This is a genomic window from Kocuria rosea (genome assembly GCF_023715525.1).
Taxonomy (GTDB): domain Bacteria; phylum Actinomycetota; class Actinomycetes; order Actinomycetales; family Micrococcaceae; genus Kocuria; species Kocuria rosea_A.
On the sequence record NZ_JAMBOG010000002.1, the window covers coordinates 224,002 to 250,217 of the forward strand.

Consider the following 26,216-nt stretch of genomic DNA (forward strand, 5'->3'; position numbering starts at 1 on the left):
GGGATCCGGCACCGTGGCCAGTCTACGGGAGCCGGTGCCGGAACTCGGGCGCGGACGAGCCCGGTGGCCGAAGCCACCGGGCGCTTCCGGGGCGGAGCCCAGCCGGCACCCAGCCGGAGGACCCCGTGCGGGGAACGGGGCCGGATCAGCCGGCGGGCTCGGTCTGGTAGGCCCGCGCGCTCTCCTCCGACTCCTCGCCGTCGCTGCTCAGGCTGATCACCCCGTAGCTCCAGCCCTTGCGCCGGTAGACGGCGGACGGCTCGCCGGTCTCCTTGTCGACGAAGAGGTAGAAGTCGTGGCCGACGAGCTCCATGTGGTCCACGGCCTCGTCGACGCTCAGCTCGGCCGCGGGGAAGCGCTTGCGCCGGATCTCGACGGGGGTGACGGAGTCGGAGAGGCTGACGCTCTGGTCGAAGGCCTCCTCCTCCGCGGTGGCGAGCTCCTCGGGGGTGGAGTAGAGGGGTCCGGAACTGGGGACCACGGGCAGGGCGCCGGTGGCCTCGTGAACGGCCGTGGGACGGTGGGCGCCGCGGTGGACCTTGCGCCTGTCGCGGGCACGTCGCAGGCGTTCGAGCAGCTTCCCGTACGCCTCGTCGAAGGCCGCGAACTTGTCGTCGTTGCGGGACTCCGCGCGCAGGACCGGTCCCCGGCCCACGACCGTGATCTCGACGCCCAGGCCCTGGTGGCCGAGCATCCCGCAGTCCTTGGTGACCTTGACATCGATGCGCTGGACCTTGTCGCCCAGCTCCTCGAACTTGACGACCTTCTCGGCGACGTACTGCTTGAACCGCTCGGGTACTGCGGCGTTGCGTCCCATGACGTTCAGTTCCATGATGCCCTCCAGCTCTTGGGGGTGACGTGGACGGACGGGGCCGCCCACACGGGAGGATGTGTTGCGTCCCGTGGCTCAACGTTAGTTGAATCACAAGGGATATTCACCCGGGCCGCCACAGGTCGGGGGACGAATCAGCGGTGGGCGCAACGGCCGGGGGACGCACGGCGGCGAGCACCACGGCCCCCGCGACGACGGCCCCGCCCGCCCGCAGGGCCCGGCACGCCTCGGCCAGCGTGGCGCCCGTGGTGAGCACGTCGTCGACGACGACGCACCGCTGCCCGGGCCGGACGGCGGCGCGCATCGAGCCCACCGGGCGGGCACGCCGCCCCGCCGTCCCCAGCCGTTTCTGCGCCGCCGGGCGGAGCTCCCCGCCGCGGTGCCGCAGGGCGCGGGTGGGCGCGGTGCCGACGGGGAGGACTCCGCGGCGCGCGCAGTCGTCGAGCAGCACGTGCACCGGGTCGAACCAGCGGCGGCGCAGCGCGGTGGGCGTGCTGGACACGGGCACGAGCAGCACGGGCCCGGGGCGCCGGGGCCGAGGGCCCACGTGGGCGCCGCACGGTGCAGGGCGGTGGCCAGGCAGGCCCCCAGGAGGGGCGCCAGGTCGGTGCGGCCGCCGTTCCTGAAGGCGAGCAGGCAGCCCGCGAGCTCGTGCGCGTAGCGGCCCGCGGCGGTCACCGGCAGCGGCGGGTCCAGCAGGGGCGCCGCGGAGGACGCCTCGAAGGGGCGGGCGCAGGAGCGGCGCAGCAGCAGCCGGCACGGCCGGTACAGGGAGGTCCCGGGGGCCCGGCACACGGCGCACTCCACGGGCAGCAGGACCTCGAGGGCCTCGCCGAGGCGGCCGAGGGCACGGGCGGCCGCCCGGTCGAGGGCGGGGGGGGCGGGACGGCAGGCACCGTCCCATCGTGCGCCGGGGCACCGCGGCCCGGTGCGCGGGCCGGTGGATCCGCACGGCGGCGGCTGTGGAGGACCGCCCCGGTCAGCCCGCGAAGGCGGTGTCGCGCACGTCGGCGCCCTGGGGCGCCCACGCGTTGCCCGTGAGCATGTGCAGGGTCCCCCCGGCCATGGCATAGACCGCGGACGTGCCGTTGCCGCCGCTGATCCCGGTGATCCCCGCGAGCCCCGGCAGCTCCCGGTACTGGCCCGAGACGTCGTAGACCCGCGGGCGCACGGAGCCGGGCTCGTCCAGGGGAGCGGCCACGAACTCCTGGTCACCCAGCCACACGGCGGCGTCCGCGTCGACGTCCGCCGCCACCCGGTAGGGGTCGTTGAGCCGCAGCGGGGTCCCGTCGGCGTCCCGGACGATGCCCGCGAGCCAGAGCTGGGAGACGCCGTCCTGCTGGGTGACCACGAGCGCGCGGGCACCGCCGCGGGAGATCCGCAGGGACGTGACCGTCCGGGCGGCGAGCCACGGCGCCTCGACGCGCACCGGGTCGGCCCCGCGGCTGCGCGCCCGCACGGCCCGGACCGTGCCGGCGGAGTCGCCCGTCCACACCCAGCCGTGCTCGTCGAAGCTGGGCCGGGTCAGCCCCGTCCCGCTGTAGCGGACCACGAGGTCCTCGTCGCGGGCGAGGGTGACCAGGGCGCCGGTGCCTGTGTCCACGAAGGCGAAGTCGTCGGCGGCCGTGTCCATGGCCGGGCTGGCCGGACGGTAGCCGTCCAGCGACGGGAGCCCGTCCACGGGGTCGGCCTGACCGCCCTGGTAGAACACGAGCTCCCCCTCGCGCAGCCCGATCTGCCGGGAGGGCACCGCGATCTCCTGCTCGGGTGCCGGGTCGGTCCAGCCGGCCCCCAGCTCCACCGGCGCGCCGTCGACCCGCAGCTCCACGTCCTGCACCGAGGTCAGGTTCCCGAGGCTCAGTGCGAGCTGGTCGTGCATCCGGCGGTTGATCTCGATGTTCGCCGGGTCGAAGTCCGGCACGCTCAGCTCCACGGTGGCCGTCCCGTCCTGCACCGGCACCGCCGAGCGGGCCAGGGTGGTCCCGACGGGGAACGACGTCGTCACGGCTCCGCGCAGATAGGGCGCCGGGCCGTCGAGCAGGGCCCGCACGATCGAGGTGGACACGGGCACCCGCTCCGGGAACCACCGGGGGTCCACCACCTCGTCGGAGAGGTCCTGGTCGGTGAAGTAGAGGTCGTGCGGCTCGAAGATCTCCTCGAAGTCGGCCGGGGTGAGCACCGTGGCGTCGGGGGCCTCGGCGATCCGCCACTGCCCGTCGACCTGGGTGAGCCCGAAGTCGAGGACCTCGGTGGCACCGGCGGGCTTGCGCTCGATCACGCCCGTCCCGTTCACCACGCTGTCCACCTCGAGGTTGAGCCGGTACTCGTGGTCCTCGAGGCGGGGCACCAGGGCGGGGTCCCCGCGGAGCACGATCGTGCGCGCGTCGGGGTGCCAGGTGCCGGCGAGCTCCGGGGTGAGGTACTCCCGCGCCACCGAGTAGTCGTCGCCGACCCCGGTGCCGGCCGCGAGGAAGCCCTGCACGACCTGCTCGGGCGAGGCGTCCTCCGCGGGTCCCGCGGGGTCGGCGTCGTAGGTGGGCTGCGCCGTGGCCGGCGTGGGCTCCGCGTGCCGGTGCACCGGACCGGAGCGCGGGATGGCCCCGCAGCCGCCGAGGGCCGCGGTCAGCGCGAGCGCCAGCACGGCGGTGGCCGCCGCGGCGCTCCGGGGTCCCCGGCTCACGGCTGCACCTCCTGCGCGTCGGCCGGCGCGTCGGTGCCGGCGGTGTCCTCGGTGCCGGCGGTGTCCTCGGTGCCGGCCGGGTCCTCGGCGCTGGCCGGGTGCGGCCCGGCCGGGCGGTCGGAGTTCGGGGCGGGCGTGAGGACCAGCGTCCCCGTGGCGGTGACCTCCGCCCGTTCCGGGTGCGCGCGGGCGTCGGGCGGCAGCGGGAGCGGGCTCGGGTCCTCCGGGTCCAGGCGCCGGCCGCGCGTGCGGGGCAGGGTCAGCCGGAAGCACGCGCCCTCGCCGGGGGCGCCCCACACGTCGAGGAGCCCGCCGTGCAGGCGCGTGTCCTCGGTGGCGATGGCCAGGCCGAGCCCGGTCCCGCCGGTCGTGCGCGCGCGGGCGGGGTCGGCGCGCCAGAACCGGTTGAACACCTTCGCGGCCTCCTCCTCGGTCATCCCGATGCCGTGGTCGCGCACGGCCACTGCCACGGCGGTCTCCGACTCCGCGACGACGATCTCGATGGGCCGGCCCTCCCCGTGCTCGAGGGCGTTGACCACGAGGTTGCGCAGGATCCGCTCGATCCGGCGCTGATCGCCCTGCACGGTGCACCGGCCGAGCTCCGAGCGCACCTGCACCACCGAGCCCGAGGAGACGATCAGGGGGGCGGCGGCCTCCAGGACGTCCTGGACCACCGAGAACAGCTCCACGTTGGCGACCTCGAGGCGCGCGGCGCCCGCGTCGAAGCGGGAGATCTCGAGGAGGTCCGCGAGCAGGGAGTCGAACCGGTCCACCTGGTGGTAGAGCAGCTCGGCGGAGCGCCGGTTGACGGGGTCGAAGTCCTCACGGGCGTTGAACAGCACCTCCGCGGCCATCCGCACCGTGGTCAGCGGGGTGCGCAGCTCGTGCGAGACGTCGGAGACGAAGGTCTGCTGCATCGAGGAGAGCTGCTCGAGCTGGGTGATCTGCTCCTGGAGGCTGTCGGCCATCCGGTTGAAGGACCGGGCGAGCCGGGCCACCTCGTGGGAGCCGCTGACCGACATCCGCACCCCGAGGTCGCCCTCGGCCAGCTGCTCGGCCACGCGGGCGGTGCTCGACACCGGGCGCACGACCTCCCGGGTCACGTACCAGACGATCGCCCCGACGAGCAGGAGCAGGACGATCACCGACAGCAGCAGCACCGCGTGCATGGCGTCGAGGGTGCGCTGCGGGTCGGAGAAGTCGTAGACGAGGTAGAGCCCGTACGGGGAGTTCTGGTAGAGGTCGACGACCGTGCCGACGACGATGACCGGGACCTCGTCGCCGTTCTCGGCCATCCGCACCGACGCGGGCTGCCAGTACACGCCGTCCTGGTCGGCGAGCCGCTCCTGCAGCTCGGGCGGCACGGTGCTCGAGGTCATCCACGGGCTCTGGCTCTGCGCCGGGATGAGGGTCTGCCCGCTGGTGTAGTCCAGGGGCACGAGGATCCAGCGCCGCTCCGTCTCCGACCCGTCGGTCGACAGGGCGCCGAGGGTCGAGTCGACCATCGCCTGGAGCTCGTCGCGGTCGGAGGCGTCGGAGGCGTCGAAGCTCGCCTGCACCTCCTCGAAGTCGGCGGTCGCCCCGGCGAGCACCTGGCCGAGCCGGTCGGTGAAGAGGCGGTCGGCGATCTGGTGCGAGAGGAAGCTTCCGGTCACGAAGAACGCGAGCGCCGTGAGCGACAGGGACACGGCGATGGCGCGGAACTGCAGGGACTGCCGCCAGCGGCGCGCCAGCAGCAGCCGGCCCAGGCGGAACCGCCGCGTCAGAGGGCGGCCCGGACCGCGGTGACGACGGGCCGCGGCGGCGTCCGGCGCGGTCATCGGGCGGACGAGCCCGCCTTGTAGCCGACCCCGCGCACCGTGACGACGATCTCCGGGTTCTCCGGGTCCCGCTCGACCTTGGAGCGCAGCCGCTGCACGTGCACGTTGACGAGGCGGGTGTCCGCGGCGTGCTGGTAGCCCCAGACGTCGCGCAGCAGCATCTCGCGGGAGAACACCTGGTGCGGGGCGCGGGCGAGGGCGGTGAGCAGGTCGAACTCGAGGGGCGTCAGGTTGATCTCCTGGTCGCCGCGGCGCACGCTGTGGCCGGTGACGTCGATGGTGACGTCGCCGATCCGCAGCTCGGCCGAGCTGGCCCGCTCCACCGGCCGCAGCCGGGCCCTGACCCGGGCCACGAGCTCGGCGGGCTTGAACGGCTTGGGGACGTAGTCGTCGGCGCCGGCCTCGAGGCCGCGGACCACGTCCACGGTGTCGGACTTGGCCGTGAGCATGACCACGGGCACGTCGGAGACGGCGCGGATCTCGCGGCACACCTGGATGCCGTCCTTGCCCGGGAGCATGAGGTCGAGCAGCAGCAGGTCGGGGCGCACCGCGCGGAAGGTGTCCACGGCGGTGGCACCGTCGTAGCAGAACACGGGCTCGAAGCCCTCGGCGGTCAGGACGATGCCGATCATCTCCGACAGGGCCGCGTCGTCGTCGACGACCAGTATTCGCGCGTTCATCGCCTCTCCGCTGGTGTGGGGCGGGGCCGCCCGTGGTGTGGGGCGGGGCCGCCGCCGCGGCCCCGGGAGGTCCGGGGCACCGTGGTGGACCGTGGGGTCCACCAGCATTGTCGCCGATGACGGCCGGGCCGCGCACATCGGCGCGCAGTGTGTCGGTCCCGGCGCAGCGGCGGCTCAGTCCTCGGCCGCGGTCCTGGCCAGGAGCTCGGCGGTCTCCGTCACGCGGGCGAGCACCGCGCGCAGCGGCGCGGGGCCCAGCTCGTCGAGCTCGCCGCGCGGGGTGATCCGCACGAGGTCGAGGGCGTCCGCAGGCAGGCCGAGGTCGCGCCAGACGGCCCAGACGTCCTGCGCGAGCACCCGGGCGCGGACCGGACCCGGGGACACGGGGACCACGCCGAGCCACAGCTGGAGCCCCTCCTCCACGAGCGCGGCCAGGGGCTCCCAATCGTGGGCGGAGCCGGTCGGGGCCTCGAGCTGGACCGCGTCCGCGCCTGCCTCGGCGGCGAGCCGGGGGTCGACGCCCGGCGCCAGGCGCAGCGCCACGTGCCGGGCCCCGGCCGCGCGGCACGCCTCCACGACGGCGTGCAGCGAGGACCGGGCCTCGGCCGGCGGGACGGCCCGCAGCGTGCGGTAGCCGCTCATGGTGGGCAGGGAGCCCGCGAGCACCCGGTCGAGCAGGGTCTCGTCGAGCTGGACGACGACGTCCCGCCCGGGTGCCGCGGCGCGCACGGCGCGCACGTGCTCGCCGACGCCGGCGGCCAGGGACGCCGAGATGTCGCGCCGGGCGCCGTGGTCCTTCAGGGCCCGCTCCCCCGCGTGCAGGTACAGCTGCGCGGTGAGGCTCAGCGGGCCGAGCAGCTGGGTCTTCACGGGAGCGGCGTCGGTGCCGGACTCCGCCCCGATCACGTCGGCGAGCACGTTGACGTCGCTGGCCAGCAGGGCCCGCGCCGCCCGGGAGTCCTTGCCCGGGACCCCGGACACGCGCAGCCCGTGGGGCTGGCGGTCGGCGTGCAGCTCCTCCAGCACCGCGGCGGTGCGGGCCACGGGCTCGGCGGCCGGCCCGCGGGCCGGGAGCACCGGGAGGAAGGACAGGTGCGGCGCGCCCAGCTCGCCGCGCAGCAGCGTGACGGACTCGACGACGTCCGTGCCGGGCATCGACCCGAGGGCGGTGCCGGTGACGTGGGGGACGTCGGGGTCGGCGCGCCGGGGGTCCGGGGAGTCACCGCCCGTCACGACGCGTCGTCGTCCCGGCGCCGGTGGCCCTCGGAGATGGCCACGTGGTGGCGGATGACCTCGCTGATGATGAAGTTCAGGAACTTCTCCGCGAACTCGGGGTCGAGCTGGGCGGTCGCGGCGAGCGCGCGCAGCCGGGTGATCTGGGCGGTCTCCCGGTCCGGGTCGCCGGCGGGCAGGCCGTGGGCGGCCTTGAGGACCCCGACGCGCTGGGTGGCCTTGAACCGCTCGGCGAGCAGGTGCACCAGGGCGGCGTCGATGTTGTCGATGGTGCCGCGGATCGACTGCAGCTCGGCCAGCACCCGGGGGTCGGCCTCGCCGTGCAGCGAGGACGCCGCGGGGTCGAAGTCGTGGTGGGCCCGGACGTCGGCGGGGGCGTTCTCGTGCAGTGCGCTCATGCGCGCCAGTCTATCGGGACGGGCTCAGGCCTCCCGGCCGGGGCCGCGGCGGGCGACGTCCGGGCGGGCCAGGGAGTGGGCCCGGTCGATCGTGGCCTGGCCGAGCACGCGGGTGCCCTGGTACAGCACGAGGGACTGCCCGGGCGCGACCCCGCGCAGCGGGGCGTCCAGCAGCACCGCGAGCTCGGGCACCGGGGCGCCGTCGGGGCCCGGCACGAGCTCGAGCCGGGCCCGGGCGGGGACGGGCTCCCCGTGGGCGCGCACCTGCGCGAGGACGGGGAACGACGACGACGCCTGCCCCGCAGCGGGCCGGTCCCGCAGCAGCTCGGCGGCCTCGGGCGCGGGCGCCCCGGCCCACGTGGGGCGGATGCCGCGCAGCTCGTCCACGGCGAGCAGCTCCTGGGGGCCCACGACGACCTCGTTGGTCTTGGGCCGGATCTCCAGGACGAACCGGGGCTTCCCGTCGGGGGCGGGGGTGCCGATCCGCAGCCCCTTGCGCTGGCCCACGGTGAAGGCCTGGGCGCCGCGGTGGGTGCCCAGCACGGTGCCCTCGACGTCCTTGATCTCGCCCTCCGCCAGCTCGATGCGCTCGGCCAGCCAGCCGCGGGTGTCGCCGTCGGGGATGAAGCAGATGTCGTGGGAGTCGGGCTTCTGCGCCACGGACAGCCCGCGCCGGGCGGCCTCCGCGCGTACCTCGGCCTTGGAGGGGGTGTCGGCGAGGGGGAACAGCACGTGCTCGAGCTGCTCGGCGGTGAGCACGCCCAGCACGTAGGACTGGTCCTTCGCCCAGTCGGCCGCCCGGTGCAGCTCGCGGGTGCCCGCCGCGTCCTCGACCACCTTGGCGTAGTGGCCGGTGCACACGGCGTCGAAGCCGAGCGCCAGCGCCTTCTCGAGCAGGGCGGCGAACTTGATCTTCTCGTTGCAGCGCAGGCACGGGTTGGGGGTGCGCCCGGCGGCGTACTCGGCGACGAAGTCCTCCACGACGTCGGCCTGGAAGCGCTCGGAGAAGTCCCACACGTAGTAGGGGATGCCCAGCACGTCGGCGGCCCGCCAGGCGTCCCGGGAGTCCTCGATCGTGCAGCAGCCCCGGGAGCCGGTGCGCAGGGTGCCGGGCGTGCGGGACAGGGCGAGGTGGACACCGGTGACGTCGTGGCCGGCGTCGACGGCGCGGGCCGCCGCCACGGCCGAGTCGACGCCGCCGCTCATGGCTGCCAGTACTCGCACGGTGAGATCGTCTCCAGGGGGTCGCAGGTGGGTCGCAGGTGGGTCGGGGCGCGCCGCCCGTGTCCTCAACGGGGCCGGCCGGGGCGCTATTCCCGGGACCGGCCCCCGTCAGTGCGGTGCGGCGCCGGAGAGCCCGGCCCGCAGCGCCCGCTCGTGCACCTCGGGCAGGGCGGCCAGCAGGGCGTCGACGTCGGCACCGGTGCTCGTGCGGCCCAGGCTGAAGCGCTGGGCCCCCCGGGCGGTGGTCTCCTCCAGGCCCATGGCCAGGAGCACGGAGGACGGCCGGGGCACCCCCGCGTGGCAGGCGGACCCGGTCGAGGACGCGATCCCGGCCCCGTCGAGCAGGAACAGCAGGGAGTCCCCCTCGCAGCCCGGGAAGGTGAAGTGGGCGTTGCCCGGCAGGCGGGTCCCCGCGTGCTCGCGGTCCTCCGGCCCGCGCAGGACGGCCCCGGGCACGACCCGGCGCACGCCCTCGACGAGCCGGTCGCGCAGCGCGGCCAGGCGCACGGCCTCGGCCTCCCGCTCGGCCACGGCCTCGCGGGCGGCGACCCCGAAGCCGGCGAGCGCCGCGGCGTCGAGGGTCCCCGAGCGCACCTTCCGCTCCTGCCCGCCGCCGTGCTGGACGGGCGCGAGCCCCACGCCGCGCCCGGCCACGAGCGCTCCCGCCCCCACGGGGCCGCCCAGCTTGTGGGCGGAGACCGCGAGGGTCGTGAGCCCGGGCAGGTGGGCGTCCACGGGCAGGGAGCCGAACGCCTGGACGGCGTCGCAGTGGAGGGGGACGCCGAACTCCGCGGCGAGGGCGGCGAGCTCGGCCACGGGCTGGACGGCGCCGACCTCGTTGTTCGCCCACATGACGGCGAGCAGGGCGACGCCGCCCGGGTCGCGGGCCAGCTCGGCGCGCACGGTCTCCGGGGCGACGCGGCCGTCGGCGTCGACGGGCAGCCACACGGCCTCGGCGCCCTCGTGGGCGGCGAGCCACTCGACGGTCTCGGCGACCGCGGCGTGCTCCACCGAGGAGACGAGGATCCGCCGGCGGCGCGGGTCGGCGGCGCGGCGGTGCCGGTACAGCCCCTGGACGGCCAGGTTGTCCGCCTCGGTGCCCCCGGAGGTGAAGACCACCTCGACGGGGTCCGCCCCGAGGGCGGCGGCGACCTCGTCCCGGGCCTGCTCGACGACGGTGCGCGCCGCCCGGCCGGGCCGGTGCAGCGATGACGGGTTGCCGCCGCGCGCCAGCTGCTCCGTGACGGCCGCGAGCGCGGACGGGCGGAGGGGGGCGGTGGCGGCGTGGTCGAGGTAGACGGGAGCGGGGCGGACGGGATTGCGCGGCACGGCGCCAGTGTAGGCCGCGGGGCTGGGCGCCCGCCGGGACGGCCGCGCAGCGCTCCGTAGACTGGCGGGATGCTCCGCATCCTCTTCCACACCCCCGAGATCCCCGGCAACACCGGCAACGCCATCCGCCTCGCGGCCGTCACCGGGGCCGAGCTGCACCTCGTGGAGCCGCTGGGCTTCGACTTCGACTCCGCGCACCTGCGCCGGGCCGGCCTCGACTACCACGACCTCGCCGTGCTCACGGTCCACCCCGACCTCGACAGCGCGTGGGAGGCGCTGACCCCCGCGCGGGTGTTCGCGTTCACCACCGACGGCGAGACGTCCCACACGGACCTCGCCTACCGGCCCGGCGACGTGCTGATGTTCGGCCGCGAGTCCGTCGGCCTGCCCCCCGAGGTGAAGGCGGACCCGCACGTCACCGCGCGGGTGCGCATCCCCATGCTCCCGGCCCGCCGCTCGCTGAACCTCGCGAACTCGGCGTCCATCGCCGTGTACGAGGCGTGGCGCCAGCTGGGCTTCCCGGGGGCGCAGCGCTAGCGGCTCCCGGGGCCCGGGCGGGGCGGGCCCGGCCCGCTCCGCCCGGTCCTCGCCCCCGGTCGCTGCTGCTGGTCGTTGCTGCTGGTCGTCACCCCTGGTCGTTGACGTCGGTGACCGTCACCTCGGCGGTGCGCTGCTCGCCGTCGCGCTCGTAGGTCACGGTGCCCGTGCCCCCGGCGGGCAGCTCCCGCACGGCCGCCGTGAGGGAGCTGGCGTCCTCGACGCGGTGGCCGTTGAACTCCGTGATCACGTCGCCCTCCTCCAGGCCGGCCTCGTCCGCCGGGGAGCCGGGGACCACCTCGCGGACCACGGCGCCGTCGGAGAACGCCCGGCTCTGCCCGTCCGCGGCGGCCGCCGCCGTGACGCTCGTGCCCAGGTAGCCGTGGCTGGCGCTGCCGTTGTCGATGATCTCCTGCGCGACCCGCTGCGCGTGGTCGATCGGGATGGAGAAGCCCACCCCGATGTTGCCGGCCTCGGCGGTGGACCCGGCCGAGGCGATGGCCACGTTGATGCCGATGACCTCGCCGTCGGTGTCGATCAGCGGCCCGCCGGAGTTGCCGGGGTTGATGGCGGCGTCGGTCTGGACCACGTTGAGGAACACGCTCTCCGTCGCGCCCCCGGAGGAGCTGCCGCCCCGGCCGCCGTCGTCCGGGAAGTCGAAGAAGAAGTCGTTGCCGTCGTCCTGGCCGTTGTCCCCCTCCGACGGGGTGTCCGGCGCCGCCGAGGAGGTGACGGAGATCGTGCGGTCCAGGGTGGAGACGATGCCGTCCGTGACCGTCCCGGCGAGGCCCAGCGGCGCGCCGATGGCGATCGCGGTGTCGCCCACGTTGACGTCGTCGAGGGAGCCGAGGGTCGCCGGCGTCAGGCCCTGCGCCTCGATCTTGATCACGGCGAGGTCGGAGAGCGGGTCGGTGCCCACCACGGAGGCCTCGTGCACGCTCCCGTCGTCGAGCTGGACCTCGATGGTCGGGTCGCTCGCGGTGCCGTCGAGGGTCACCACGTGCGTGTTGGTGAGGATGTGGCCCTGGTCGTCGAGGATCACCCCGGAGCCGGAGCCGGCCTGGCCGCCGTTCGACGCGGAGATCGTCACGACCGAGGGCGAGGCCTTCTGGGCGGCCGCGGTCACGGCGTTCACCTCGTCCTGGTCGTTGACGATGATCGAGCTGGACGTCGCCCCCGCGGTCGTGGCGAGCTGCCCGCCGTCCAGGAGGGCGTCGGTCCCGACGGCGGCGCCCGCCCCGATGAGCGCCGCCAGCGCCATGCCGGTCACCAGCGACGCCCCCGAGAACCTCCGGCGCCCCGCCGGGCGGGCGCCGGCCGGCTCCTCCGGGCCGCTCCCCCACGCCGGGTGGGGTGCGCTGCCGCCGGCGGGCTGCGCGCCCTGGCCGGAGCCGTACACCGGCCGCGTCCAGCCGTCGCCGCCGGGGGACCAGGGCCCGTCCGCCGGCCGGTCGGTCACCGAGGGGATCGGCTGGGTCGGCTGGGGGATCGGCGAGGGGATCGGCTGGGTCGGCTGGGGGTCGGAGCCGGACCGGGGGTCGCGGGGGTCGGACATGCTGTTTCCTCCTGCTGGGTCGCGGGCGGAGCCCGGGCCCCCGCCGCAGCGGGCGGTCGGGCCGGCCGGGCGCCGGATCTGCCCCAAGTATCCCCCGCGGCACTGAAACGACGCTGAGAGTCCTGGCCGCCCGAGGGGTGTCCGCTGGACGGGAACGGGGAGGCCCCGCACTGCTGCGGGCACCGTTCGTCAGCCCCCTTGTGGTTTCGCCCTGCGCGTAGGCCCGGCGCGGCCGTTGTCCCGCCGCGGCGGACCCGCCCTAGAATCGGGAGCACCGACCACGTGAGGGAGATCATGCACTGGCGCCCCATTTCCCGCCGGACCGCTGCCGCCGGCGGCCTGACCCTCGTCCTGCTCGTGCCGGTGGGAGCGGCCGTGGCCCAGCCGCCCGTCGACGTCCCCCCGGGCGAGCGCGTCGTCGACCCGGCCGGCGTCCTGGAGGACCCGGCGGCGCTGGAGGCCGAGATCGAGGACTTGGCGGCCCAGGGGAACGTCACCCTCTACGCGGTGACCGTGGACGAGTTCACGAGCCCCGCCGACCCCGACCAGTGGGTCAGGGAGTTCGCCGAGCTCAACGGCTTCGGCAGCAACGACGTCGTGCTCGCCGTCGCCACGCAGGCCCGGCAGGTGAGGATCGACGGGGCCGACAACGGCCCCCTCAGCGACGAGCAGCTCCAGAACGTCTTCCAGGACATCCGCCCGGCCCTCGCCGGCGGCGACTGGGACGGCGCCGTGCAGGGCGCCGTCGAGGGCATCGAGACGGAGCTCGCGGGCGGGGACGGCGCGGCCGCCGCCCCCGCGGACGGCTCCGGCGGCGGCGCCGGGCTGGGCGTCCTGGGCCTCGGCGCGCTCGGCCTGGGCGGGCTCGCCGTCTACGGGCTGGCCTCCCGCAACAAGAAGCGGCGCGGGCAGCAGCCCCCGCCGGTGCCCGCGGGCGCCCCGCAGGGCCCGCCCGTCCCCTACCCCGACGTCCCGGTCCCGGAGCTGCGCAAGCGCGCCGGGGAGCTGCTGGTGGCCACCGACAACGCCATCCAGCACTCCGAGCAGGAGCTCGTGTTCGCCGAGATGCAGTACGGCGAGCAGCAGGTGCGCCCGTTCCGCCGGGCCATCGAGGATGCCAAGAAGCACATGCACGCCTCGTTCGCCCTCCAGCAGCAGCTCGAGGACCACATCCCCGACACCGAGGAGCAGCAGCGGGCCTGGCTGGCCGAGATCATCGGCCGCTCCCAGGACGCCCAGCGCCCCCTCAAGGAGCAGGAGCAGGCGTTCAGCGCGCTGCGCCGGCTGGAGTCCCGGGCCCCGCAGGCGCTCGAGGACGTCCAGCGCGCCGCCCAGGGGGTCCAGCCGCGTCTGGCCACCGCCGAGGCCCGCCTGCGGGAGCTCGCCCGCCGGTACAGCGAGACCGCGCTCACGCCCGTGCGGGACAACGTGGAGCAGGCCCGGGACCGCCTCGCCTTCGTGGACACCGCCGCGGCCGAGGCCCGCGGCGACCTCGCGGCGGGGCGCACCAGCGACGCCGTGGTGGACATCCGCGCCGCCGAGGAGGCCGTCGGCCAGGCCGGCGGGCTGCTCGACGCCGTGGACCACGCCGCCCGGGAGCTCGCCCAGGCCGAGGAGTCGCTCCAGGACGCCGTGACGATCGCCCGCCGCGACGTCGCGGAGGCGGACGCCCTCGTCCGCCGCGGGTCCAACCCCGAGCTCGCCGGCGCCGCCGCCGGGGTGAACGAGGTGCTGCGCCTCGTCGAGGAGCAGCTCTCCGGCGGCCGGGTCGACCCCCTGGGGCTGAGCCGCCGGCTCGCCGTGGCCAAGGACGGGCTCGACAAGGGCCTCGCCTCGGTGCGCTCCCAGAACGACCGCGACCGCTCCGCGCGGGAGACCCTCGCCCACACCCTCGTGTCCGCCCAGGCGCAGGTCAGCTCCGCGAGCGAGTACATCTGGGCCCGCCGCGGCGGCATCGGCCCCGAGGCCCGCACCCGCCTGGCCGAGGCCGAGCGCAACCTCGACGCCGCGCAGCAGCTGCGCCAGGCCAACCCCTCCGAGGCTCTCGCGCACGCCAACGAGGCGATCCGGATGGCCGGGGAGGCCCAGTACATCGCCCAGCACGACGTCGAGAGCTTCGGCTACGGCGGCCCCGGCGGCTTCGGGGGCCTGGGCGCGCCCATGGGCGGCTACGGCCACCGGGGCCGCTCCAGCAACGGGCTCGGCGGGGCGGTGCTGGGCGGGATCCTGCTCGGGTCGATCCTCAACGGCGGCGGCGGCTTCGGCGGCAGCTTCGGCGGCGGCTTCGGCGGTGGCGGGGGCGGCTTCGACGGCGGAGGCTTCGACGGCGGCATCGGCGGCAACTTCTGAGCCCGGGCCGGAGCTGCTCCCGGCGCCCACGACCCCATCCGACCCACCTCCCCCGGGGGACCTCCCGGGGGCAACCAGAGGAGAGAAGGACACCATGATCAAGCAGTCCATCTTCGGCCGCATCGCCCAGCTCGCGAAGGCCAACATCAACGCCATGATCGACGCCGCCGAGGACCCGCAGCTGATGCTCGACCAGATGGTGCGCGACTACACCGAGAACATCCGCGAGGCGGAGGCCGCCGTCGCCCAGACCATCGGCAGCCTGCGCCTGCTCGAGCAGGACCACGCCGAGGACGTGCGCGAGGCCCAGGAGTGGGGCAACAAGGCGCTGGCCGCCTCCAACAAGGCGGAGGAGTTCCGCGCCGCCGGCCGGTTCTCCGAGGCCGAGAAGTTCGACAACCTCGCCAAGGTCGCCCTCCAGCGCCAGATCCAGTACGAGACGGAGGCGCGCGGCGCGGAGCCGCAGCTGCAGTCCCAGTCCGAGGTCGTGGCCAAGCTCAAGGACGGGCTGAACCGGATGCGCGGCAAGCTCCAGGAGCTCTCCGCCAAGCGCGACGAGCTCAACGCCCGCCAGAAGTCCGTCCAGGCCCAGTCCCAGGTCCAGGACGCCCTGAAGTCCTTCGACGTCCTCGACCCCACCAGCGAGGTCTCCCGCTTCGAGGACAAGATCCGCCGCGAGGAGGCCCGCATCCTGGGCCAGCAGGAGCTGGCCGCGTCCTCGCTCGACGCCCAGTTCGAGTCCCTCGAGGCCCTCGGCCAGCAGTCCGAGGTCGAGGCCCGGCTCGCGGCCCTGAAGTCCCGCAACGCCGAGAAGATCGTCTCCGCCGAGGAGGTCTGACCCCTCCGCTCCCGCCCCGCACGACCCGCGAACGCCCCACGGTGCGCACCGTGGGGCGTTCGCGCGTCGTGCGGGCGCCGCGGCCGACCGTCCGGAGGGCCGGGCGGGTCCGGGCACGGCGAAGGCCCCCGGACCGTGACGGTCCGGGGGCCTTCCGTGGTTGCGGGGGCAAGATTTGAACTTGCGACCTCTGGGTTATGAGCCCAGCGAGCTACCGAACTGCTCCACCCCGCGGCGACAGGTATGACTATACGTGCCGCGGGGTGGGCCCGCAAATCGGCTACTCGCCGGCCTCCGGGGCGAGCGCGCCCTCCGCCTCCGGCGCCACGGCGCCGTCGGCCTCGAGGGCCCGCTCGATGGCGTCCTGCAGGCGCTGCTGGGCCTCGCCGTAGGCGCTCCAGTCGCCGTCCTGCCGCGCCCGGTCGGAGTCCTGGATCGCCTGGTTCGCCTCGTTGAGGGCGTCCTGCAGGGCGTCGCCGGTGGCGGGGGGCCGGGTGCCGCCCTCGGCCGGCTGCTCCTCGCCGTCGGTCGCGGCCTCGGCGTCGTCCACGCCCGCACCCGCGGAGGTCTGGGCCCCCGAGTCGCCGCCGAAGACCTCGTCGAGGGCCTCCTCGAGAGTGGGGGCGAAGCCCACCTCCTCGCCGAAGCCGACGAGCACGCGCCGCAGCGTCGGGTAGGCGGCGTCGCCCGAGGACTGCACGTAGACGGGCTGGACGTAGAGCATGCCGCCGCCGGCGGGCAGGGTCAACAGGTTGCCGTTGATCACCTCGGAGGCGCCCTGCCGGAGCAGGTTGAGCTCCGTCGAGACGTCGGTGTCCGAGTTGAACAGGTTCTGGGCCTGGCCCGGCCCCGGCACCACGGACGAGCGCGGCAGCTCGAGCAGGCGCAGCTTGCCGTAGTCCTCGCTCTTCACCCCGTCCTGGCCGGTGCCGGCGTCGGCGTTCGCCGAGAGGTAGCCGTACATGACGTTGCGGGTGTTGCCCGTCTCGGACTGCTGCGGGATGAAGGACGTGGTGAGGGAGAAGTTGGCCTCGTCCTCACCGGGCATCCGCATCGACAGGTAGTACGGGGGCAGGGAGACGTCGGAGTCCTGGGTCGGGTCGTTCGGCACGGACCACACGTCGTCGTTGCGGTAGAAGCTGTTCGCGTCCGTCACGTGGTAGCGGTTGAGCAGCTCGCGCTGGACCTTGAACATGTCCTGCGGGTAGCGCACGTGGGCCATCAGCTCCGCCGACATCTCGGAGTAGGGCTTGAGCGTGTTCGGGAAGACGCTCTGCCACGCCTTGAGGATGGGGTCCTGGTCGTCCCACGCGTAGAGGGTCACGGAGCCGTCGAAGGCGTTGACCGTGGCCTTCACCGAGTTGCGGATGTAGTTGACGCGCTCCGCCGGCAGCGCGGCCGCCGCGCCCTGGGCGGTCTGGGTGTCCTGGGTGGCCTCCTGCAGGACCTCGGGGGTCGAGTACGGGTACGCGTCCGAGGTGGTGTAGGCGTCCACGATCCACTGCACCTGCCCGTCGACGATCGCCGGGTACGGGGCGCCGTCGACGGTCAGGTACGGGGCCACCTTCTCCACGCGCTCGCGCGGGTCCCGGTCGTAGAGGATCTGGGACTCGGGGCGCACGGCGTCCGAGAGCAGCATGTCCGAGGACTGGAACTTGATGGAGTACGCCAGGCGGTTGAAGAAGTTGCCGATGCTCGGCCCGCCCTCGCCGCGGAACGTCGTCTTGGCGTCGCCCTCGGCGTCGCCCGCGGTCTGCGGGCGGTCCAGCTCGAGGGGCTCGTCGCCCTCGGCGCCGCCGACGATCGAGTACTCCGGGGAGTTCTCGCCGAAGTAGATGCGCGGCTCGTAGTCGTCGGAGATGACACCGGTGGAGGGGATTCCGGCCTGCATGAACTGCGGTTTGCCGTCGGACTCGACCCGGCTGCCGTAGGCCGCGACCACGCCGTAGCCGTGCGTGTAGACCACGTGCTGGTTGTACCAGCCCTGGTTCTGCTCCGGGTTCAGCTCGCGGGTCGCGATCACGGTGTCCTGGACCTCGCCGTCGATCTCGTAGCGGTCCACGTTGAGGGTGTCGGGGAACTGGTAGTACGGGCGGAACTGCTGCAGCTGGGAGAAGGCGGAGGAGACCACGTTGGGATCGAGCAGGCGGATGTTGGACGTCGTCTCGGTGTCCTGGCGCAGGGCGCCCTGCTCGGTCTCGGTCGTCGCCTCGTAGGGCATCACCTCGGTGGTGTCGAGCCCGTACGCGGAGCGGGTGAGCTGGATGTTGCGCTGGATGTACTCGCTCTCCAGGGCCTGCTCCGTCGGGGTGACCTGGAAGCGCTGGACGATCCACGGGTAGATCCCGCCGGCCACGACGGCCACCACGAGCAGCATGGCCGTGCCGATCACCGGCAGCCGCCAGCGGCCGATGAAGGACGCCACCACGAAGAGGATCGCGACGATCAGCGCCGCCGCCGCGAGGATCGCCTTCGTGGGGATCACGGCGTTGACGTCGGTGTAGAGCGCGCCCGTCCACTTCCCGGAGGTCGACTGCAGGGTCGAGTACCGGTCCAGCCAGAAGTTCGCGGCCTGCAGCAGCAGGAACAGGGCCGCGAGCACCCCCAGGTGCACGCGGGAGGCGCGGGAGGTGGACAGCCCCCGCTCGGTGATCCGGATGCCGCCGTAGACGTAGTGCATCAGGATCCCCGCGACGCCCGCGAGCAGGATGGCGGAGACGAGGAAGCCGATGAGGAAGCGCAGGAACGGGAGGGTGAAGACGTAGAAGCCGAGGTCGAGGCCGAACTGGGGGTCGGTCTGGTTGAACGGCTCCCGGTTGAGGAACAGCACGACCGTGTCCCACTGGGTCATCGCCGTGCTCGCCGCGAAGAGGCCGAACAGGACGGGCACCACCACCATGACGATCTTGCGCACCGGCTCCAGGGCCTCCTGGTAGCGGCGCAGGTTGTCGTCGACGATGGACTCGGCCGTGATCGGCCGGCTGCGGTAGGCGAGGTAGAGGCTGGCGAACATCAGGGCGGCGACGAGCACGGCGGAGACCACGAAGATGGTGGCCTTCACGAGGTTCTCGGTGACGAACACGCTGAGGTAGCCGAGCTGGTCGTACCACAGGACGTCCGTGTACAGCTGCGTTGCCCCCACGAAGGCGGCCACGAGCGCCAGGACGACCACGACGGTCGGCCACAGCGCACCCCGCTTCTTCCGCTGTCCGGCTGGCTGCTGCCTCGGTGATCGGGGGGCTGTTGGTCCGGCGGTCACTGGTTACCTCTGCATTCCGCGTCGAGAGTCGGTCGTGCTGCGTGAAGTCGTGGGTGGGGTGCTGCGTGAAGTCGTGGGTGGGGTGCTGCGTGAAGTCGTGGGTGGGGTGCTGCGTCGGAGGCCGCCGGCGGGTCGCCGGGACGCCCTGTCCATTCTGCCCGCGGCGTTCTCGGGGGTGCAATTGTCGTCGGCGCGGCGCTCACCTGGTGTCGCACCCCGGCAGCACGGTGAGGTCCTCGCCCCGGCCGGCCGCCTCCGCGGCGGCCACGGCGTCGTCGAGCGTGCCCACGGACACCACCGTGAGCCCGTCGGGGACGTGGCCCCGGACCTCCGCGCAGTTGTCCTCCGGGGCGAGGAAGAGCTGCGCGCCGGCGTCCGCGGCGCCCTGGAGCTTCTGGCGGATCCCGCCGATGGGGCCGACCTCCCCGTCGGGGGTGATCGTGCCCGTCCCCGCCACGTGCCGGTCCCCGGCGAGCGAGCCGGGGGTGAGCTCGTCGACGACCCCGAGCGCGAACATCAGGCCCGCGCTGGGCCCGCCGACCTCGTGGAGCTCGAAGTCCACGACGACCGGGAACTCGTAGGACGGCACGAGGAGGACGCCGAGCTGCCAGCTGCCCGACGTCTCGTCCCGGACGGTGTCCACCGCAACGTCGCGCTCGGCCCCGGCGCGCTCCACCTGCAGGGTCACGCCCCGCTCCCCCGCGGCGTCGAGCGCCGCTCTCAGCCCCGCCAGCGAGACGATCGGCGTCCCGTCCACCCCGCGCAGGACGTCCCCGTGCTCGAGCTGGCCCTCGGCCGGGCCGCCGGGCAGGGTGCCGTGGACCACGAGCTCCACGGTGAAGTCACGGTCCAGGTGGGTGAGGGCGGCGGCCACGGAGTTGTCCTGGGAGGAGGTCATGGCCGTCGCGTTGTACTCGTCGACGTCCTCGGCGGAGACGTCGTGCGGGTACAGGGCGTCGGCGGGCAGCACGGCCGCGGCGGGGTCCAGCCAGGCGCCGAGCACCCGCAGCACGTTGACGTCGCTGTTCGGCCCCCCGGAGACGTAGACGGTCGTGAGGTCCAGGACCGACTCGCTGGGGTAGCTCGGCTCCCCGGAGACGGCCAGCAGCTGCTGCCCGTCGTGCTCCCCCACGGTGTTGAAGGTCGGCCCCGGCGCCTCGACGACGAACGGCGCGGGCAGCACCGTGCCGGCGAGGAGCAGGCCCGCGGACCCCAGCAGCGCCCACGACTCCAGGCTCCGGCGGCGGAAGGCGCGGCGCGGGCGGGGGGGAACGGTCACGTGCATCCTCGGCGGTCGGCGGTGGGACCGTGCGCCGTGCGGCCCCCGGTCCGGGCCTTCCACTTTATCCCGCGGACCCGCCCCTAGGCTCCCAGCGAACTGGGAGTTGGCCCGTGGTCGCCCGGGTCCGGCGCTCGCTACGCTGGAGGCAGAGACGTCGGGCGCGCGCACGCCGCCCGCACCCCCCTCCCGAGCAGACGAACGGTGGAACCATGACCTCCCAGCCTCCCCACGACCCCTCCGGCGACCGGCCCGACGACGACGGCAAGGACCCGTTCCAGGAGATGCTGGAGCGCCTCCTGGGCCAGAGCGGGATGAGCCCCGAGGACCTGCGCCGCGCCGGGATGCCCATGGACCCGCAGGCCATGTCCATGATGTTCCAGCAGATCCAGTCCATGATGGGCGGCGGCGCCGCCGAGGGCCCCGTCAACTGGACCCTCGCGCACGACCACGCCCGCCGGATCGCGGCCGCGGACGGCGACCCGTCCGTCTCCGCCGCCCAGCGCGGGGCGGTGGAGGACGCGATGAAGCTCGCCGAGCTGTGGCTGGGCGAGCACACGGAGTTCGGCCAGACCTCCATCCGCCCGCAGGCGTGGTCCCGGGCGGAGTGGATCGAGGCGACGCTGCCCACGTGGAAGGAGATGACCGGCCCCGTCGCGGGCTCCGTCACGAAGGCCCTCACCGACGCCCTCACCCAGCAGCTGCCCGCCGAGCTGTCCGCGATGATGGGTGGGGCCTCGGGCATGCTCGCGGGCGCCGGCGGGATGCTCTTCGGGATGCAGCTGGGCCAGGCCGTGGGCGGGCTCTCCCGCGAGGTGCTGTGCTCCACCGACATCGGCCTGCCGCTGGCCGAGGGCCGCTCCGGGCTGCTGCCCGCCAGCATCAAGGCCTTCGGGGAGGGCCTGGACCTGCCCGCGCAGGAGATCATGCTCTACATCGCCGTGCGCGAGGCCGCGCACGTGCGCCTGTTCGCGGCGAACCCGTGGTTGCGCCAGCACGTCCTCGACCTGGTGAAGCGCTTCTCCGAGGGCATCCACATCGACATGGCGCGCATCGAGGAGGCGGCCCGCGACATCGACCCGATGGACCCGTCGAGCATGCAGGAGGCCCTCTCCTCCGGGATCTTCGCCCCGCAGCAGACCCCCGACCAGGAGGCCGCGCTCAAGGAGCTCGAGACGGTGCTCGCCCTCGTGGAGGGCTGGGTGCACGTGGTGACCGTCGACTCCACCGCCAACCTGCCCTCGGCGGGGGCCCTGTCGGAGACCATCCGCCGCCGCCGCGCCTCCGGCGGCCCGGCGGAGCACGCCTTCGGTTCCCTCGTGGGCCTGGAGCTGCGCCCGCGGCGGCTGCGGGAGGCCGCCGAGTTCTGGCAGTACGTCGGCGAGCGCCGCGGCCTGCGGGACCGGGACGGGCTGTGGGAGGCCCCGGAGCTGCTGCCCACGGACCACGACCTCGACGACCCCGCGGCGTTCTCGGAGCGGCGGGGCCTGCTCACCGCCTCCGCGGACGAGGTCGACGCCGCGCTCCAGAAGCTGCTCTCGGGCGGCTACGAGGAGCCCGGCACGGACGGCGCGGGTGGTGCCGGTGGCGCGCCGGACGGGGACGCCGGCGACGCCCCTCAGGACGGGGACGCGCCCCGCTGACCGGCCTCGGGTCCTGTGGTCTCGGCCGCCCCGTGCCGGCGCGCCCAGGCGGCGCCGTCGAGGAAGGCCTGCGCGCGGTCCGCGAGCGGGTAGCGGGCCTCGAGCTCGCGGAAGCGCGGGCCGTGGTCGGCCTCGAGCAGGTGCACGAGCTCGTGCACCAGCACGAAGTCGAGCACCCAGTCCGGGGCGTCCTGGAGCTGGGCGGAGATCCGGAGGACGCCCGTGGCCGGGGTCGCCGAGCCCCAGCGGGAGTTCTGCCGGGCGGACCAGCGCACGTCCGAGGGGCGCGCCCGCCCGTCGAGGTGGCGCCGGGACAGCTCCCGGGCCCGCTCGAGCAGGCGGTCGTCCGAGCGGCGCGCCGCGCCCCGGGCGGCCTCGCGGCGGCGGCGCTCCACGACCCGGGGCACCAGCTCCCGGGTCCAGTGCTCGATCTCCCGGCGGGTGGCCGACTGGGGAACGGAGAGCACGACCGTGTCCTCGCTCCAGTGGGCGGAGACGGTCTTGCGGCGCCGGGCGGAGCGGCGCACGACGACCTCCGGCTGTGACGGTACGGGCATGGGGCCATTGAACACGGCCCCGGCCCGCCCGGCGAAACGGGGGCGGCCGTGCGGACGCCCGGCGGTGTGCACACCGCCGTTGCGCACACCGCCGCGGTGTGGACTGTGGGCGGGGCGGGGCGGCCCGGCGCCCCGCGCCGGTCCGCGCGACAGTGGTGGGGTCCTGTCCGCCCGCCCCCGGAGGCTCCCGTGCCGGCCACCCCGCCGCCCGTTCCGCACCACCCCGCCGACCGGCCGTCCGCCTGGTGCGTGGATCGGCCGTCGCCCGAGGAGGTGCACGTCCTGCTGCTGGGCCTCGACGGGCTCGCCGCGGCCGTGGCCGTCGAGCTGCTGCGCTGCGGCGTGCTCGGGCTCAACGTCAAGGACCCCTCCCCCGTGACCGGCCACGACGTCGCGCTCGGCGGCTACCGCCCGGCCGACGTGGGCCGGCCCCGGGAGACGGCGCTGCGCCGCAGGCTGCGGGAACTCGATCCGCGGTGCGCGCCCGTGAGCGGGCCCGAGCTCTACCCCGGGACCGCTGCTGCCCGCGACCGTGGTGCTGCGCTGTGACGGGGGCGGGCCGGGTCCCGGCGGCGCGCCCACGGAGGACCCGTGGGCGCGGTGCGGACCGGACCCCGACCATCCCGTGCTCACTGCGCACCGGCTCCCCGGCGCCGTCGTGCAGTGGCCCGCCGTGCCCTGGTCCCGCCGGCCGTGCCCCGACTGCGTCCGCGCGACCCTCGGGCGCCTGACGGACCGCCACCACCATGCCGACGCCCCGGGCCACGGCCACGCCCAGGACCGCACCGAGGTCCTGGGGGCGTGGGCCCGGCCGGCGTTCTGGTCCGCCGTGGCGGCGCGGTTGGCCGTGGACGTCCTCGCGCTCGGCCTCGGCGGCCTGTGGGTCCCGCGGCCCGGGGAGCCCGGGCCGGACCGCCCGGCCGAGGGCGCCGGCCCGGGGCAGGTCGCGGTGCTGCGCCCGCCGTTCCCGGCCGTCGCCGAGTGGCTGGAGGCCGACCGCGGCCGGTGCCTGTGCGGCCTCGCTCAGGAGTGAGCGCGGCCGCGGCCGTCGGCCCGCGTGCGCCGCGGGGCCGGGGCCGGCTCGGCGTCGCGCAGGGCCGCGAGGAAGCGCGAGGGCTTGCGCGTGGGCCGCCCGCCCGGGGTGCGGGACAGGGTCCACGACAGCACGAGGTGCTCGCGGGCGCGCGTGATGCCCACGTAGAGCAGCCGGCGCTCCTCGTCGATCTCGTCCGAGGTCTCGGCGAAGCTGATCGGCATCAGCCCCTCGCTGAGCCCGGCCAGGAACACGGCGTCCCACTCGAGGCCCTTCGCCGAGTGCAGCGACGCGAGGGTCACCCCGTTCATGACCGGGGCGTCCTGCTGCGCCACGCGCCGCTCGAGCTCCGCCACGAAGGCGGGCAGCCCGAACTCCTCCTCGCGGGCCGCCGCCTCCTCCGCCATCCGGTCGGCGAGCGAGACGAGGGAGGCCAGCGACTCCCAGCGCTCCCGCACCGCGCCCGTGGAGCGCGGGGCCCGGTCCGCGTAGCCCAGGGAGGACAGGATGTCGCGCACCAGCCGGGTGGGCTCGTCGGAGGCGTCGGCGGCCCGCGCCGCCGTGCGCAGCTGGACCACTGCCTGCTTGACCTCCGGGCGGTTGAAGAACCGCTCCGTCCCCCGCAGCTGGAAGCCGATGCCGGCCTCCGCGAGGGCCGCCTCGAACGCCTGGGACTGCCCGTTGGTGCGGAACAGGACGGCGATCTGCGCGGCGGGCACGCCGTCGTCGACGAGGTCGCGGATGCGCGCGGCGGTCCCGGCGGCCTCGGCCTCGTCGTCGGCGTATTCGTTCCACGACGGGGCCGGCCCGTCCGGGCGCTGGGCCACGAGCCGCAGCGGGGCCGCCCACGAGCCCGGCGTCGAGTCCCGGCCCGGGCGGCGGGCGGCGAGCAGGCGGTTGGCGGTCTCCACCACCTGCGGGGTGGAGCGGTAGTCGCGCACGAGCTTGATCACCCGCGCGTTCTCGTGCCGGCGGGGGAACTCCAGCAGGTGGCGGGACGTCGCTCCCGTGAACGAGTAGATCGTCTGGGAGGCGTCGCCCACGACGCACACGTCGTCGCGGCCGCCGAGCCACTGGTCCAGCAGGCGCTGCTGGAGCGGGGAGACGTCCTGGTACTCGTCGACGACGAAGTGGCGGTACTGCTCGCGCACGGTCGCGGCGATCCGCTCGTCCTCCTCGAGCACGGCGACGGTGAGCAGCAGCACGTCCTCGAAGTCGATGAGGTGCCGGTCCGTCTTGAGCTCCTCGTAGGACTGGTAGAGCCGCTGCACCGTGCGCACGTCGTAGCCCAGGGGCATGTCCCGCCGGGCGGCCCGGGAGGGGTAGGTGTCCGGGGTGAGCATCGAGACCTTGGCCCACTCGATCTCCGCCGCGAGGTCGCGCACGGCGGCGCGGTCGGTGGACAGGCGCATGTTCTGCGCCGCCTCGGTGATCAGCCGGGCCTTGTGCTCCACGAGCCCGGGCAGGGGACCGCCCACGGCCTGCGGCCAGAAGTACTGGAGCTGGCGCAGGGCGGCGGCGTGGAAGGTGCGGGTCTGCACCCCGGCGGCGCCGAGCCCGCGCAGCCGGTTGCGCATCTCGTTGGCGGCGCGCGCGGTGAACGTCAGGGCCAGCACCTTCTGGGGCGTGTACACGCCCGTGGCGATGCCGTAGGCGATCCGGTGGGTGATGGCCCGGGTCTTGCCCGTGCCCGCGCCGGCGAGCACGCACACGGGTCCGCGCAGGGTCGTGGCGACCTCGCGCTGCTCGGGGTCCAGGCCCTCGAGGATGCGCTCCTCCAGGGTGGTCCCCACGGTCCCCACGGGCCCGGTGGCGCTCACCAGGCGGTCTCCGGGAGGTCCTCGCCGAGCCAGTGCTCGATGAGCGCGCGGGCGATGGAGACCCGCCCCGGCAGTGTCACGGCACCGGTGCGGGCGGCCTCCAGGAGCTGCGCCCGGGTGAACCAGCGCAGCTCGAGGATCTCCTGCCCGTCGGGCACCGCCGAGCCCTCGCGCACGACGGCCCGGCAGCCGAGCATGAGGGAGCGGGGGAACGGCCAGGGCTGCGAGCCCAGGTAGTGGACGTCGCCCACGAGCACGCCCGCCTCCTCGGCGACCTCCCGGACGACGGCCTGCTCGAGGGACTCCCCCGGCTCGACGAACCCGGCCAGGGTGGAGAACCGGTTGCCCTGCCACAGGGCCGAGCGGCCGAGCAGCAGCCGCTCGCGGGCCGGGTCCGGGTCGCCGTCGGTGACGGCGACGATGATCGCAGGATCCGTGCGCGGGAAGTGCAGTGACTCGTCGCGGGGGCACTGCCGCGCCCAGCCGGAGCGGATCACCTCGGTGAGCTCCCCGCAGCGCGGGCACCGGGGGTGGTCGCGGTGCCACAGCTCCACGGACTGGGCGGTGACCAGCAGGGCGGTGTCCCCGGGCGGCAGCAGCGGGCCGAGGTCCCGCAGGCCCGCCCAGCGCACCCGGTCGCCGGCGTGCTCGGCCACGGCCCGCAGCACCGGTTCCGCGGAGGCTGCGTCCGGGGGCTCCGGGACCCCGGCGGCGTCCGTGCCCCCGGGTGCCGGGACGGGGCGCAGCAGCACCCGGGGACCCCGGGCGCCGTCGGCGTCGGGGAGCCGGCCGAGGTAGACCTCGGGCCGGCCGGGGTCGTCGGGCGCGGACGGCAGGCCGGCGGCGGGCACGAGCACGAGGGCGTCGTCGACGACGGGGGCCAGTCCGCCCGCGAGCACGAGCACGAGCGTGGCGGGGTCCTGCGCGGCCAGCAGCCGAACGTCCTGGAACTCGCGCTCGACGGCGTCCCGGTCGAAGGCCGTCGCGGCGAACGGCAGGCGGGACAGTGCGAGGCGTTCGGGCGCGGGCACGGGGTGGGAGCCGGGAGGGGGCTCGGGGACGGGAACGGTGGAGGCGGACACGCCTCCCACTGTAGCGACCCGGGCCGACCCGCAGCGGGGGGCCTCCCGCGCCGGGGGACGGCCCGGAC

21 protein-coding genes and 1 tRNA gene are annotated in these 26,216 nt (G+C 75.1%); 6 read left to right on the forward strand and 16 right to left on the reverse strand.

Annotation, left to right across the window (positions count from 1 at the left end):
* Window positions 1–145: 145 nt before the first annotated feature.
* The 9 genes from hpf to M3185_RS02345 all read right to left on the reverse strand — a co-directional run bounded on the left by hpf (window position 146) and on the right by M3185_RS02345 (window position 10,196).
* Window positions 146–832, reverse strand: a complete 687-nt coding sequence (gene hpf / locus M3185_RS02305; RefSeq protein WP_251332047.1) for a ribosome hibernation-promoting factor, HPF/YfiA family — start codon at window positions 830–832, stop codon at window positions 146–148.
* Window positions 833–935: 103 nt separating this feature from the next.
* On the reverse strand, window positions 936–1,334 hold the full coding sequence (locus M3185_RS17295; RefSeq protein ID WP_251332048.1) for a ComF family protein: 399 nt from the start codon (window positions 1,332–1,334) through the stop codon (window positions 936–938).
* A gap of 477 nt (window positions 1,335–1,811) precedes the next feature.
* Window positions 1,812–3,512 carry an LpqB family beta-propeller domain-containing protein gene (locus M3185_RS02315; RefSeq protein ID WP_251332049.1) on the reverse strand — a complete coding sequence of 567 codons (1,701 nt, stop codon included), beginning with the start codon at window positions 3,510–3,512 and terminating at the stop codon, window positions 1,812–1,814.
* Window positions 3,509–5,332: an MtrAB system histidine kinase MtrB gene (gene mtrB / locus M3185_RS02320; protein WP_251332050.1), complete on the reverse strand. Its 1,824-nt coding sequence runs from the start codon at window positions 5,330–5,332 to the stop codon at window positions 3,509–3,511. The genes M3185_RS02315 and mtrB overlap by 4 nt, the downstream gene beginning before the upstream one ends.
* A complete protein-coding gene (gene mtrA / locus M3185_RS02325; RefSeq protein WP_251332051.1) occupies window positions 5,329–6,012 on the reverse strand; it encodes an MtrAB system response regulator MtrA in 684 nt (227 codons plus the stop codon). The genes mtrB and mtrA overlap by 4 nt, the downstream gene beginning before the upstream one ends.
* Window positions 6,013–6,186: 174 nt before the next feature.
* Entirely contained in the window at window positions 6,187–7,245 is a 1,059-nt protein-coding gene (locus tag M3185_RS02330; RefSeq protein WP_251332052.1) for a hypothetical protein, read from the reverse strand.
* A complete protein-coding gene (locus M3185_RS02335) occupies window positions 7,242–7,643 on the reverse strand; it encodes a chorismate mutase (RefSeq protein WP_251332053.1) in 402 nt (133 codons plus the stop codon). Before M3185_RS02335 ends, M3185_RS02330 begins: the two co-directional genes overlap by 4 nt.
* Window positions 7,644–7,667: 24 nt before the next feature.
* A complete protein-coding gene (gene mnmA / locus M3185_RS02340; protein WP_251332054.1) occupies window positions 7,668–8,867 on the reverse strand; it encodes a tRNA 2-thiouridine(34) synthase MnmA in 1,200 nt (399 codons plus the stop codon).
* Between the two features lie 108 nt (window positions 8,868–8,975).
* The gene (locus M3185_RS02345) at window positions 8,976–10,196 is read right to left on the reverse strand and encodes a cysteine desulfurase family protein (RefSeq protein WP_251332055.1); all 1,221 of its coding nucleotides are present in this window, start codon (window positions 10,194–10,196) and stop codon (window positions 8,976–8,978) included.
* 69 nt (window positions 10,197–10,265) lie between these two features.
* On the opposite strand from M3185_RS02345, the gene M3185_RS02350 reads away from it, so the two are divergent.
* Window positions 10,266–10,733 (forward strand): tRNA (cytidine(34)-2'-O)-methyltransferase, encoded by a 468-nt coding sequence (locus M3185_RS02350; protein ID WP_251332056.1) that lies wholly within the window; start codon window positions 10,266–10,268, stop codon window positions 10,731–10,733.
* 88 nt (window positions 10,734–10,821) lie between these two features.
* Here the strand turns inward: M3185_RS02350 and M3185_RS02355 are convergent, their stop codons facing one another.
* Window positions 10,822–12,288 (reverse strand): S1C family serine protease, encoded by a 1,467-nt coding sequence (locus M3185_RS02355; RefSeq protein ID WP_251332057.1) that lies wholly within the window; start codon window positions 12,286–12,288, stop codon window positions 10,822–10,824.
* A gap of 294 nt (window positions 12,289–12,582) precedes the next feature.
* Here M3185_RS02355 and M3185_RS17050 point away from each other — a divergent pair, with 294 nt between their 5' ends.
* Both M3185_RS17050 and M3185_RS02365 read left to right on the forward strand, forming a co-directional pair.
* Entirely contained in the window at window positions 12,583–14,637 is a 2,055-nt protein-coding gene (locus M3185_RS17050; protein WP_285859319.1) for a TPM domain-containing protein, read from the forward strand.
* Window positions 14,638–14,731: 94 nt separating this feature from the next.
* Entirely contained in the window at window positions 14,732–15,475 is a 744-nt protein-coding gene (locus M3185_RS02365; protein WP_251332058.1) for a PspA/IM30 family protein, read from the forward strand.
* 157 nt (window positions 15,476–15,632) lie between these two features.
* On the opposite strand, the gene M3185_RS02370 is transcribed toward M3185_RS02365, so the two are convergent.
* From M3185_RS02370 to M3185_RS02380, 3 genes are all read right to left on the reverse strand, one after another.
* Window positions 15,633–15,709 (reverse strand) — tRNA-Met (locus tag M3185_RS02370).
* 46 nt (window positions 15,710–15,755) lie between these two features.
* Window positions 15,756–18,734: a UPF0182 family membrane protein gene (locus tag M3185_RS02375; protein WP_251332059.1), complete on the reverse strand. Its 2,979-nt coding sequence runs from the start codon at window positions 18,732–18,734 to the stop codon at window positions 15,756–15,758.
* 199 nt (window positions 18,735–18,933) lie between these two features.
* Window positions 18,934–20,013 carry a YlbL family protein gene (locus tag M3185_RS02380; RefSeq protein WP_251332060.1) on the reverse strand — a complete coding sequence of 360 codons (1,080 nt, stop codon included), beginning with the start codon at window positions 20,011–20,013 and terminating at the stop codon, window positions 18,934–18,936.
* Window positions 20,014–20,225: 212 nt separating this feature from the next.
* Here M3185_RS02380 and M3185_RS02385 point away from each other — a divergent pair, with 212 nt between their 5' ends.
* Window positions 20,226–21,656 carry a zinc-dependent metalloprotease gene (locus M3185_RS02385; RefSeq protein ID WP_251332061.1) on the forward strand — a complete coding sequence of 477 codons (1,431 nt, stop codon included), beginning with the start codon at window positions 20,226–20,228 and terminating at the stop codon, window positions 21,654–21,656.
* Here M3185_RS02385 and M3185_RS02390 read toward each other — a convergent pair.
* The gene (locus tag M3185_RS02390) at window positions 21,632–22,213 is read right to left on the reverse strand and encodes a YgjP-like metallopeptidase domain-containing protein (RefSeq protein ID WP_251332062.1); all 582 of its coding nucleotides are present in this window, start codon (window positions 22,211–22,213) and stop codon (window positions 21,632–21,634) included. The genes M3185_RS02385 and M3185_RS02390 overlap by 25 nt on opposite strands.
* A gap of 189 nt (window positions 22,214–22,402) precedes the next feature.
* Between M3185_RS02390 and M3185_RS02395 the strand changes: the two genes are divergently transcribed.
* Window positions 22,403–22,762 (forward strand): hypothetical protein, encoded by a 360-nt coding sequence (locus tag M3185_RS02395; protein ID WP_251332063.1) that lies wholly within the window; start codon window positions 22,403–22,405, stop codon window positions 22,760–22,762.
* 76 nt (window positions 22,763–22,838) lie between these two features.
* On the forward strand, window positions 22,839–23,246 hold the full coding sequence (locus M3185_RS02400; protein ID WP_251332064.1) for a hypothetical protein: 408 nt from the start codon (window positions 22,839–22,841) through the stop codon (window positions 23,244–23,246).
* Here M3185_RS02400 and M3185_RS02405 read toward each other — a convergent pair.
* Together M3185_RS02405 and nudC are read right to left on the reverse strand one after the other, a co-directional pair.
* Entirely contained in the window at window positions 23,237–25,066 is a 1,830-nt protein-coding gene (locus M3185_RS02405) for an ATP-dependent helicase (RefSeq protein WP_374238453.1), read from the reverse strand. The genes M3185_RS02400 and M3185_RS02405 overlap by 10 nt on opposite strands.
* Entirely contained in the window at window positions 25,063–26,148 is a 1,086-nt protein-coding gene (nudC, locus tag M3185_RS02410) for an NAD(+) diphosphatase (RefSeq protein ID WP_308222168.1), read from the reverse strand. The genes M3185_RS02405 and nudC overlap by 4 nt, the downstream gene beginning before the upstream one ends.
* Window positions 26,149–26,216 lie beyond the last annotated feature (68 nt).

Bases quoted from the DNA above. Each gene is read 5' to 3' on its own strand.
- M3185_RS17050 (WP_285859319.1), top strand. From the start codon at position 12,583: ATGCACTGGCGCCCCATTTCCCGCCGGACCGCTGCCGCCGGCGGCCTG.
- mtrB (WP_251332050.1), bottom strand. From the start codon at position 5,332: ATGACCGCGCCGGACGCCGCCGCGGCCCGTCGTCACCGCGGTCCGGGC.
- M3185_RS02385 (WP_251332061.1), top strand. From the start codon at position 20,226: ATGACCTCCCAGCCTCCCCACGACCCCTCCGGCGACCGGCCCGACGAC.
- hpf (WP_251332047.1), bottom strand. From the start codon at position 832: ATGGAACTGAACGTCATGGGACGCAACGCCGCAGTACCCGAGCGGTTC.
- M3185_RS02365 (WP_251332058.1), top strand. From the start codon at position 14,732: ATGATCAAGCAGTCCATCTTCGGCCGCATCGCCCAGCTCGCGAAGGCC.
- M3185_RS02350 (WP_251332056.1), top strand. From the start codon at position 10,266: ATGCTCCGCATCCTCTTCCACACCCCCGAGATCCCCGGCAACACCGGC.
- M3185_RS02335 (WP_251332053.1), bottom strand. From the start codon at position 7,643: ATGAGCGCACTGCACGAGAACGCCCCCGCCGACGTCCGGGCCCACCAC.
- mtrA (WP_251332051.1), bottom strand. From the start codon at position 6,012: ATGAACGCGCGAATACTGGTCGTCGACGACGACGCGGCCCTGTCGGAG.
- M3185_RS02390 (WP_251332062.1), bottom strand. From the start codon at position 22,213: ATGCCCGTACCGTCACAGCCGGAGGTCGTCGTGCGCCGCTCCGCCCGG.
- M3185_RS02355 (WP_251332057.1), bottom strand. From the start codon at position 12,288: ATGTCCGACCCCCGCGACCCCCGGTCCGGCTCCGACCCCCAGCCGACC.